Source organism: Trichocoleus sp. ST-U1 (assembly GCF_039961835.1).
Lineage (GTDB): Bacteria > Cyanobacteriota > Cyanobacteriia > Cyanobacteriales > FACHB-T130 > FACHB-T130.
Window position 1 is genome coordinate 111,523 of record NZ_JAMPJZ010000008.1, and the last position, 9,569, is coordinate 121,091.

Genomic DNA, 9,569 nt, shown 5'->3' on the forward strand with positions numbered 1-9,569 from the left:
TCACTTAAAACTCACTACTTTACAAACGGGGTTAGGTTGTAATCGCCGTTTTCAAACTCCGGCAAAACTCAGCGATCGCATCGAGTCCCTGTTCGGGTGTTCCTTCTGCCAAACGTTTCACCAAGGCACTCCCGACAATTGCAGCATCTGCCCCCCAGTCTTTCACCTGACGGGCGTGTTCTGGCTCGGAGATGCCAAACCCAATGCCGATGGGCTTATCCGTAACGCTTCGGATCTGCTTGAGGATATCTTGCACCCGCGAGTCCAGTCCAGAGCGCATTCCCGTTACGCCAGTGACACTCACCAAGTAAATGAATCCCTGAGACTGACGCGCGATCGCTTCTATTCGCTCTGGAGAACTGGTAGGCGCGACCAATAAAATTACATCAATTCCCATACTGGCAGCAGTTTGCAGCAGGTTGGAAGACTCCTCCAATGGCAAATCTGGCACGACCAATCCCCGCACCCCAGCATTCGCAATCTGCTTGAAGAACGGTTCAATGCCTCGGTTTAGAATCGGGTTGTAGTAGGTAAATAGGACGATAGGCGATCGCACCTCTTTGCTAACCCCGGATACCATCTCTATTACCTGTTCCAAGCGGGTTCCCCGTTGCAAGGCGCGAGTCGCGGCAGCTTGAATCGTGGGTCCATCTGCCAACGGATCTGAATAGGGAACGCCCAGTTCAATCATGTCAGCACCGGCGGCATCAAGAACTTTTAACGCCTTAGCCGTGGTCTCCAGATCCGGATCTCCCGCCGTGATAAAGGGAATTAAGGCACATTCAGAGCGACGCGCGAGAGACTCAAAGCACTCGGAAATTGAAGTCATTTGTCAAAAATCAGTGGTCAGTGGTCAGTGGCACTTCGGGCGTTAGCAATTCACGGATCAGCAGTCAGGGGCAAACAAGAAACTACAGGCTCTTATACGGGCACAGCATTACCGTGCCCCTACACACCTGACCGCTAACGGCTATCAGCTATTTTTTTAATTTGTTTTCCCGTTCGATTTCAGCTTGCAGCTGAGCCAGTTCTTCTGGCGTCAATTCTTCCAGTCGCTTTTGTAAAACGGCTTCTTCATAGTCTTTGAGCTGCTGGTTATAGGTCATCCGTTTCGTTCCGACTCGGAACAGGTAGGTCAGCAGCCAGCCAACCAACCCGCCCACTAGGAAAACTTGACTCCAAATCCCCGCTTCCAGGCTATCTAGCCCAGCCACCAGCAACAGCAAATACACAATTCCACCGGCGGCAAAGACGCCGATGCCAATTCCAATGATGTCAATTCGTCGCATTTAGCGCTTACCCAACGACAAACCTTAACTCTGAACTTGCCGCCGCTTGGGTCGAAAATTCAAAAATGGGCTGAGGAGCAACAAACCTGGGAAGAAAAAGAAAACCAGGAAATACATGAAACTCCGTTCAAAGGAGCTAGCAACATACCAACGCTGTTGCAGGTAGGCATACAGGGCGAAGGGAATCACTACCAGGTAGGCTCCACTCAAAACTAGATACAATATCGCAACCATCATAATTTTTTCTGGCAGTAGAAGAACGAGCGCGAGTACCGGCGTCCCGGCGCGGACATCAACACAAAAAGTCTCCCAACAGAGAACTCTCCGTTTAGACACCCGACGAACTGTCCATATTTTACCGTTTGCTGGAATCAGCCGCTTAATTAGTGAGACTACTAAAGGAATAGTTGCATAAAGTCCCCATTTAATGGTGCAATAGACAATGAAGTTAGTTTTGTAGAAGATACGTAACGACACTTCTCCCCATCGGGGGGGCATGGCGGAATGGCAGACGCTACGGACTTAGAAAACTGAGCCTTGATGGAGAAATCTGTCAAGTGACGGCTCTCAAATTCAGGGAAACCTAAATCTGGCAACAGACATGGCAATCCTGAGCCAAGCCAAAGTCAGTGCTTGAAGATTGAGGACTGAGGACTGAGTGAATTTAAAACTCAAAACTCAAAAACCAAACTTCAAAACTCTTTGGAAGGTGCAGAGACTCGACGGGAGCTACCCTAACGTCAAGCCGAGGGTAAAGGGAGAGTCCAATTCTCAAAGTCGTAAAAGACAGTAGCGAAAGCTGCGAGAGAATGAAAATCCGTTGACCGTAAAAGGTCGTGAGGGTTCAAGTCCCTCTGCCCCCATTTCAATTCAAGCCAAAATCAATGCTATCTCCAGATCGGCAATCCGTCGCTGTCTGAGAGATAGCATTGTGGTGAGATAGGCATTTTACTGGCATTTTCGCTTATTGCTAGCTCAATACCTGTTTATAGCGTTTCTTAAGTTGAGTGGAAGATATCGCGGCTCTACGTTTTAACCGCGCCCATTAGGTAGGGGCTTTTTGATTGCCATGCCCCTACGGATGTATTCCATACAACCCTTGAATTGCGATGGTAAAGACCTAGGACAAAATCTTGGCAACCCTAGGGTAATTTTTTAGATTTACCAAGATTTTCCAAAGCAGCAACCAGCTTCACGCTTGGTTGATTCTTTTCATCTGGTTCAAGCGAACGGGCATCTATGAAAGTCTCTCTATCTCTGGATTTCTCTTCAGACTTTCGAGTGACCGATTGCTTACCTGCAACCGTATTTAGCCTTGCCTTAGTTTCTGCCGAGCCAATCCGAATTTGAATTTGGGGGCCGGAGCTGGCGAGGCGAATAATCATCCCATCGACCACCGGCACTTGGTCGATGCGTTTTCCATCGAGATAGGTGCCGTTGGCACCTAAACTAACAACTTCCCAATCGGAACCACTACGCCGAATCTCGACGTGGTGTCGAGAAACAACCGCACTGTAAAGAATGACATCATTCTCGGTTGACCGTCCAATCCGAATTACTACTGATTCGGGTTCAAAAGTCCAATTCTGAACTGGTATAGATTGGATAGGATGCAGCAGGGTCAGGGTAATCACCGATGTTACATATTCTAAAGATTTCCGTCTCTAGGCTTGGGACTCGTAACACTGTCAACTGACGTGACTTCCTCCATTCAATGAATTGAAATGAATCCCCCAATGACTGGAGTCAGACCGCGAATGGGTAGAACGTGGGCAGATGGAATTGTAAACCCTTTTGACCTCGTTCCACCTGGGTTTCGCGTTTTTAGTTCCAAGGCACCCACGGGTGTTACCAATGGCATCGTATCATGAGGGGGTCAAGTCGGTGTATCCCCCGAATTGATTCGCCGGGATTCCCAATTTCTCCCATCACAGGTTTATATAACTGTGGAATTTACATAAACCTGAGTCCGATGCCGAATTGTTTCCCTCAAGCCTATCACTTAAAAAAACAGTCTGCAATTGCCATGACCCCTCACCCCAAGAGGCGATGCAGCAGGCTTTTCAGGCTTTGCGATCGCATCGAACAGCCTCTGGGATTAAGAGAGTTGGAACAAGAAGGTCATCTTGTCGCCTTTGCCTAGGCCAATGCGATCGCCGGTTCTTAAACGGTGCCGATTGCCGCTAGGCAGGGGGTTATGGTTAATGTAGGTGCCATTCGCACTCCCAACGTCTTCGATGTAGAAGGCATCTCCCTCCACACGGATATCCGCATGAATCCGAGAAACAATCTCGGAATTGGGGAATCCTGAAACATCAATATCAGGTGGAATCTGGTCGTTTGGCTTGCCGATGTGAATCACCGACAGTTGTGCTGGCAATTCAATCATCGTATCCGTTTGGACGTGCAGCAAACGGGCATTCTGCTGCTGTAGCTGCGTTTTTGAGCTACCAGAAGTTGCTGCGGACGCGGGTGGAGTGCTGCTAGAAGCCGCCGGGGGGGTAACGCTTGCTTGCTCCTGTGCGGGTGGCTGACTGACCACTGTAGCTGGAACGGGTGCCACCGGAGCGGGTACATCCGGGCTAGAGCTGGGCATTGATGATTGAGGGCTAGCCACTAAAGGATCGGGTGCCACCAGCGGATCGGGTGCCATTAAGTCCGGTACGCCGGGGAACGGGTCTAGTCCTGTCGATGCCCCTACCTCACCTGGACTGCTCGGTCGCAGGTTAGAACCACACTGACCGCAGAAGGTAGCGTCGGTTTGGACGGGTGCGCCACAGTTGGGACAAGCGGTGGTGGCGGGTAAGGGGGTGTAGCAAGCCTCACACTGGGCTGCTCCATCAGGATTTTGGTGATTGCAATTCGGGCAGACAATCATAAAACCTCCTTGCAGGCTGTATCCCTCCTAGAGATGGGAGTGGAAGGTGGAAATTCAAATATAGTCTGAATGGCGAGGCGTCTTAACTTTTTAGTTTAAGACCAGCTAGTTCAAGACCGGCTTAATTCAAGACCGGCAGCCTCATCAAAAAGCCACCAAAGTTCGCCTTGGGGCTGGATTAACCGACTGGGATAGGTTTGGTCGTCAGCGGTAGGAGCAAAAACCTGAGCGAGAGCAGGTCGTTTACTCGCACCGGCAACCACAAATATGACACACCGAGCATGGTTAATTAGGGGTGCCGTGAAGGTGATCCGGGGTTGCCCATCTTTGTTGCCGACGGTAATCAGGCGATCGCGTACATTCAGTGCTTCTGTGTGGGGAAACAGAGAAGCTGTGTGTCCGTCGTCTCCTATCCCTAACAAAATGAGATCGAACGCTGGAAATTCACCGGGTTGAACTTGAAAAAACTCCCTGATGTGTTGTTCGTGCTTATCCGCTGCAACAGATGGATCGGCTTCATCGGTTGGCATGGGGTGGATGTTGGCGGCTGGGATATTTACTTTATCCAGCCATGCACTCCGCGCCATCCCTTGGTTACTATCAGGATGGTCTGGCGGCACGTAGCGTTCGTCGCCCCAAAATATGTGAATTTTATCCCAAGGCAAATTTTGGGTCGCGATCGCTTCATACAACGGCTTGGGGGTGCTACCACCGGATAAGGCGATAGTACAGAGCGATCGCTGTTCGATTGTGGCGTGAATTTGCTCAACGCACACTTGGAGCGATCGCTCAATCAGCGCCGTTTTATCTGGTAAGACTTCAACGATTTTGTTCATCTATGGGGATGAATTGATGATTTCCAGCTCTACCATACCGAAAATCTTACAGTTTCTTCTTCTTAGTACCCATTAATATATGTGTCTGGAACAATTTATTCGCTGTTCTCAAAGAGGAAGCGTTAAGTTGGACTAGCCGTAGCACCCGGAAATCCTTATCGTGGTTGATTAATATAGATTACTTTTAGCGCTGGGGGAATCCTTCAAGATGGGACGAATTTTTATTTCAGCCGGTCATGGTGCTGGAGAGCCAGGAGGGCAAGCAGGTGGCACCACAGAGGCTCAAGAGATGATTCTGCTGCGCGACCAGATTGTACCCGAACTGCGATCGCGGGGTTTTGAAGTTCTTTCTGTCCCAGACGATCAGAACTCAACGCAGTCGATTTCCTGGATCAACGCCCGCTCTCGGAGCGGCGACGTGGCGCTAGAAATCCATGCCGATGCCTATTCTAACCCGGCGACTCGTGGCGCTACGGTCTTCTACATTTCCAGCAACGAGGAACGCAAGCAGAATGCCGAACTGCTACTTTTGGCGCTTTTGCGCCGCGTTCCCCAACTGCCCAGCCGGGGAGTCAAACCAGACACCGCCACCGGCGTCGGACGTCTGAGCTTCTGCCGCGACACTTTTATTCCCTCCCTGCTGATGGAAGTTGGCTATCTCACCAACCCAGATGACCGATTCTTAATTCAGAATCGCCGCCGCGACATCGCGCTAGGAATTGCAGACGGATTGGCATCTTGGAGCCGAGGCGGTACTCCCACCCCCGATCCAGGCACTTCCCCCACCTATCCTTCCATCAATATCAACATTAATAACCAGGTCTATGGGGAGAAGGGCGTTCTCATCAATAGCAACGCCTACATCCCTATTGACCTGGTGGATAGGCTCTCAATTGACTTGACAAATAACACCTCAGTCCGCCGCGTGTCCTACCGAGGTGTCGTCTATATCAAAGCTATTGAACTTCGACCTTTTAATATCTCGGTTGGTTGGGATAGCGCCACCCGCACCCTGTCTTTGCGCTCCATTTTACCCATTTGTCCCGGTCAACTAGACCGGATTATGGGATATGGCAATACCTCCGAGGTACAGATGATTATGTTCCTCAAAGCCAATAACGAGAACGCCCTTGCCCAGTTTCCCGACTTACCCAAACTTTACCGGGAAGAAGCCACAATTGAGGGTGTCAACTATGACATTGCTTTCTGTCAAATGTGTGTAGAAACCGGCTTTTTGCGCTTTGGGGGTGACATTAAGCCCAGCCAAAATAATTTTGCCGCTTTGGGATCGATCGGCGGAGCTTCTGAGAGCGCGACCTTCCCCAGCGCCAGAATTGGTGTCCGCGCCCATATCCAACACTTGAAAGCTTACGCGAGTTTGGAGCCTTTGGTGCAGGAACTGGTCGATCCGCGCTTTCGCTTTGTGACGCGGGGCGTCGCGCCGCTGATTTCTCAGTTGAGCGGACGGTGGGCAGCAGATCCGCAGTACGGGACTAAGATTGAGGCAACTCTCAGAAGGCTGTATGAGTCAGCGGGATTCTTGTAAGGATTGAGTAGGGGAGAAGGGAGAGGGGAGAGGACTGAGGACTGAGGGCTGAGGACTGAGGGCTGAGGAGGGGAGAGGCTCCAGTTCACAAAAAACCCCTAGATAAGGGCGTGAATGAGGGAGCTGAGGGCTGAGGTATTAACAAGGGATAAGGGAGAGACAACAGAACTCCAGATTCAACACTTTAGCCTTGGGCGCAATAAGTTAACTTCAACTCTCTTACTGTTTCATATCTCGCGTGCTTCTACTCGCCCTCAAACCTCTCCCCCTTCTCAGTCCTCACCCTTAGCCCTCAGCCCTCAGCCCTCAGCCCTCTCCCTCTCTTCTGATTAGGCGGTTTTGAAAAAGCGGATAATTTCGCGGACGTGGTCGAGAAATTGCCCATCTGCGCTGAGTTGAGCGATCGCATTTTTCGCTTCTCTGGATAAGCGCTCGTGATCGGCTTGGTTTGTGGCTCGCAGTTCTTCAATTGTGGCATTCACGCGGGCTAATTCTTTGCGAGTTTCATCGCCCGCTCGCTGTTGAGTGGCGACAAAAGAATATGGATCTTCAGGATTCATTTGCGCTTCTAATTGCCTGACGGCATACTCTAAATTATCAAAGCGGTTGCGGAGTTCCCAAATATCTTGGCGGGGATACTGAAATTCTTGGCGAATCATCGACAACCGGGCGGCTAAATATTCGTAGGTTCGCACGGCGGGACGCAAAGCCGTTAATAGTAAAGCGGCACCGGAACTGACGTATCCAACGGCACTGATGCCGGTTACAGCTAGCGTATAAAGACCAGCAGCAGAGAGAAAATGGAGCGCGATCGCTACCCAAAATGACCGATTTGCGATCGCTTTGGCATACTTAACTTGTTTCTCATCAATCGCAATTCCCTTTTCGGTTGACAGTGCTGCTTCTGCGATGACTTCTTTCGCGTCAAAGTGGATATTCCACGGAACTGTCACAATCACCAGCAGCCACCAAAAACTCGCCGCACCAATTACCCAATCGATAAAATTACCTGCTGGTACATTTAAGCCTTGCACTACACCAAAAGCGACCAGCACTAAAACCACTAATCCCACGCTGAAACCAATAAAGTTGAAATACATCTCAGTCATCTCTGCCTGAAGGAATTGCCTCAATCGTGGCTGGAGATAGCTGCGGTAATAGAGCGGTTTGTGATAGTTTGGCAACTTTCACATGAGTTGGATTTTTTAACCGCGAAGACGCAAAGAACGCGAAGGAAAGAAAATGAAGGATGAGATTGGTGAATTTGTGAAGTTTCAAGTAAATAAGCGGGACCGATTCGATGCCCTTTGTCGAGTTTTTTATGAGATTAAGAAAGACAAAGATGCAAATTTATGGCGCGATGACAAAGATTGGCTGACCTTTTTTGATGATGAAGCATTATCCCATTTTTGGTGGCCTACTGAAGACGAACGGGTTGAACATTACCGTCGCTGGTTTGCCACTCCTGTGGAACAGAGGTGGACTGACCCTAGCCTAGAAACTCCGTGGGATTTTGAGTCTATGATTTATGCCTTCAAAGATGGTGAGTACCAACTAACTGCCTGTCGGATGATTTCTGCGGATAAAGCTAGGCTTGAATTTTACTCTTACGCCTATCCCTATGGCAGTACAGGCTGTATGGAAGCGTTAATTGAAGCATTTGGTTTTTTTGTTATTGCAGAAAACGATGGGACCGGATAAACAGAAATTTATTAAATATTGATGGCTCAAAATCAGTTTATTGAATCAACCAAGTGCGCCAAGTCGGTTCAGTGTTTGTGCTAGTAGATTGGGGAATCGCCAGACGCCAAGTTTTACCTTCGATTTGGCGTTGCAAGTAGATATCAAAGTGGTTTTGTTGTTGAGTTACCTGATGGTTGGAACGTTGCAGGGTAAAGTTGTAGGTGCCTTGGATGTGGTAGGCAGGTAACTTTTGAATCAACAAAGGTTCCTCGTGAGTCACTCGTATTTGAGCAATTTCAAAGCTAGAGGGTTGCTGGAATAACTGCTGACTCAGCTGCTTTTGGGTTTGGCTGACTTGAAGCGCGATCGCTTTCTGTACCAGTTGACCACCTGGTGCGGGTACACCAATGCCGCAAGCTGTCAGCAGTCCCAGCAAAATCACTGTCAAAATAATTCGCAGCATGGCGTTTAACTTCTCCTCTATTTCCTACGTATCACAACCAGAACGATAGGATAGGCTGTGTGCGTTCTTCGAGTTCTAAATCCATCATGTCAAAAAAGGCCCTAGGGTTAGATGACCAGCTTTACGATTACCTACTTTCTTCATCCTTGCGAGAACCAGAGATTCTTCGCCGTCTGCGGGAAGAAACGGCCAATCATCCCTACGCCAGGATGCAGATTTCCCCAGAACAAGGGCAATTTATGGCGCTGTTGGTTCAGCTAATGGGGGCAAAGAAAACCTTGGAAGTGGGCGTATTTACTGGCTACAGTTCTTTGTGCGTGGCTTTGGCACTTCCCCCAGACGGCAAGATTATTGCTTGCGATGTCAGTGAAGAGTTTACCTCGGTAGCGCGGCGCTATTGGCAGGAAGCTGGGGTGGCGGACAAGATCGATCTGCGAATCGCACCGGCGCTGGAAACGCTGGATCGGCTATTGGCACAGGGGGAGGCACAAACGTTTGATTTTGCGTTCATCGATGCTGATAAGAGTAATTATGACGGGTATTATGAGCGATCGCTCCAGCTGGTGCGTCCCGGTGGTTTAATTGCCATCGATAATGTCTTGTGGAGTGGACGAGTTGCCGATCCTCAAGATCGGGATAACAGTACCCAGAATATCCGAGCTTTGAACGAAAAATTGCACCGCGACGAACGAGTTTCTATCAGTCTCGTCCCCATAGCAGATGGATTGACCTTAGCGGTTAAGCGATAAGGAAATCGAAGATATAGCAACCGCCAAGATAGTTAGGACGTAGAGTAGAGATCACCTGTTGTCCTGAAGTTATTCAAGCTGCTCATGGCAAACCCCTATAGTTATGACCTGCGTCAGAAGGTGAT

The 9,569-nt window shown here is 49.5% G+C and carries 12 protein-coding genes; 3 read left to right on the forward strand and 9 right to left on the reverse strand.

The genetic code is table 11. The features are described from left to right. Positions 1 to 31: 31 nt before the first annotated feature. The 7 genes from trpA to pgl all read right to left on the reverse strand — a co-directional run bounded on the left by trpA (position 32) and on the right by pgl (position 5,003). Positions 32 to 829, reverse strand: a complete 798-nt coding sequence (trpA, locus tag NDA06_RS05290) for a tryptophan synthase subunit alpha (protein WP_190984574.1) — start codon at positions 827 to 829, stop codon at positions 32 to 34. Between the two features lie 148 nt (positions 830 to 977). Further along, positions 978 to 1,289 (reverse strand): DUF3007 family protein, encoded by a 312-nt coding sequence (locus NDA06_RS05295; RefSeq protein ID WP_190413560.1) that lies wholly within the window; start codon positions 1,287 to 1,289, stop codon positions 978 to 980. Between the two features lie 24 nt (positions 1,290 to 1,313). Further along, positions 1,314 to 1,526, reverse strand: coding sequence for an NAD(P)H-quinone oxidoreductase subunit L (gene ndhL, locus NDA06_RS05300; RefSeq protein WP_190413562.1), 213 nt, complete (start codon positions 1,524 to 1,526; stop codon positions 1,314 to 1,316). Positions 1,527 to 2,431: 905 nt separating this feature from the next. After that, complete coding sequence (locus NDA06_RS05305) at positions 2,432 to 2,923, reverse strand: FHA domain-containing protein (RefSeq protein ID WP_190984575.1); 492 nt, start codon at positions 2,921 to 2,923, stop codon at positions 2,432 to 2,434. Between the two features lie 77 nt (positions 2,924 to 3,000). Beyond that, on the reverse strand, positions 3,001 to 3,150 hold the full coding sequence (locus NDA06_RS05310) for a hypothetical protein (protein WP_190677045.1): 150 nt from the start codon (positions 3,148 to 3,150) through the stop codon (positions 3,001 to 3,003). A 237-nt stretch (positions 3,151 to 3,387) separates the two neighbouring features. Further along, a complete protein-coding gene (locus tag NDA06_RS05315) occupies positions 3,388 to 4,167 on the reverse strand; it encodes an FHA domain-containing protein (protein ID WP_190413566.1) in 780 nt (259 codons plus the stop codon). A gap of 110 nt (positions 4,168 to 4,277) precedes the next feature. Beyond that, the gene (gene pgl / locus NDA06_RS05320) at positions 4,278 to 5,003 is read right to left on the reverse strand and encodes a 6-phosphogluconolactonase (protein WP_190532955.1); all 726 of its coding nucleotides are present in this window, start codon (positions 5,001 to 5,003) and stop codon (positions 4,278 to 4,280) included. A 208-nt stretch (positions 5,004 to 5,211) separates the two neighbouring features. On the opposite strand from pgl, the gene NDA06_RS05325 reads away from it, so the two are divergent. Then, the gene (locus tag NDA06_RS05325; protein WP_190984576.1) at positions 5,212 to 6,549 is read left to right on the forward strand and encodes an N-acetylmuramoyl-L-alanine amidase; all 1,338 of its coding nucleotides are present in this window, start codon (positions 5,212 to 5,214) and stop codon (positions 6,547 to 6,549) included. A gap of 329 nt (positions 6,550 to 6,878) precedes the next feature. On the opposite strand, the gene NDA06_RS05330 is transcribed toward NDA06_RS05325, so the two are convergent. Beyond that, a complete protein-coding gene (locus NDA06_RS05330) occupies positions 6,879 to 7,649 on the reverse strand; it encodes a hypothetical protein (RefSeq protein ID WP_190984589.1) in 771 nt (256 codons plus the stop codon). Positions 7,650 to 7,791: 142 nt separating this feature from the next. Between NDA06_RS05330 and NDA06_RS05335 the strand changes: the two genes are divergently transcribed. Continuing rightward, a complete protein-coding gene (locus NDA06_RS05335; protein WP_199302907.1) occupies positions 7,792 to 8,250 on the forward strand; it encodes a hypothetical protein in 459 nt (152 codons plus the stop codon). A 37-nt stretch (positions 8,251 to 8,287) separates the two neighbouring features. Here the strand turns inward: NDA06_RS05335 and NDA06_RS05340 are convergent, their stop codons facing one another. Then, positions 8,288 to 8,695 carry a hypothetical protein gene (locus NDA06_RS05340; protein ID WP_190438906.1) on the reverse strand — a complete coding sequence of 136 codons (408 nt, stop codon included), beginning with the start codon at positions 8,693 to 8,695 and terminating at the stop codon, positions 8,288 to 8,290. A gap of 86 nt (positions 8,696 to 8,781) precedes the next feature. Between NDA06_RS05340 and NDA06_RS05345 the strand changes: the two genes are divergently transcribed. Then, positions 8,782 to 9,444: a class I SAM-dependent methyltransferase gene (locus NDA06_RS05345; RefSeq protein WP_190677041.1), complete on the forward strand. Its 663-nt coding sequence runs from the start codon at positions 8,782 to 8,784 to the stop codon at positions 9,442 to 9,444. Positions 9,445 to 9,569 lie beyond the last annotated feature (125 nt).